This window comes from Pseudomonas sp. 05T35 (assembly GCF_056396605.1).
Genome location: NZ_JBFTLU010000990.1, coordinates 1 through 415, shown reverse-complemented (window position 1 = coordinate 415; position 415 = coordinate 1). Strand labels below are relative to the sequence as shown.

General features: G+C 54.5%; 2 protein-coding genes. Both read right to left on the bottom strand.

Annotation, left to right across the window (positions count from 1 at the left end; genetic code table 11):
- Positions 1–315 (bottom strand): MlaD family protein (locus tag AC1DH9_RS31065; RefSeq protein ID WP_477809577.1); only part of this gene is annotated, 315 nt, incomplete at its 3' end.
- Positions 296–415, bottom strand: a 120-nt coding sequence (locus AC1DH9_RS31060) for a paraquat-inducible protein A (RefSeq protein ID WP_477809578.1), incomplete at its 5' end; no start/stop codon positions are given. The genes AC1DH9_RS31065 and AC1DH9_RS31060, both read right to left, overlap by 20 nt.

The window sequence follows — 415 nt, the reverse complement described above, 5'->3', positions numbered from 1 at the left end:
GAAGGATTCCGCCTGTTTGACGAGTTTTACCGTGGCGTTGACGCTCTTCTGATCGTCGCTCAATTCAACGTCGGAGACATGGCCGATCACCACGTTTCGGTACTTGACCTCGGTCTTGTTGGCGATGAGACCTTCGCCAGTCTTGAAGTTGATAATGATGGTTGGCCCTTGTTGCAGTATGTTGTGCACCACCAGGGACGCCCCGACCAGCACCGCGACGATCGGCACGATCCATACCAGCGAAAAACTCCAGCGACGAGTCTTGATACTGGCATGGCCGGGGACCGGCTGTTCCTCAGTGGCTTGCGACTCCATCCATGATCTCCTCGGATTTTCGGTTTTCCCAAATCAGGCGCGGGTCAAAACTCATTGCCGAGAGCATGGTGAACACCACCACCAGACCAAAGAACAGAAT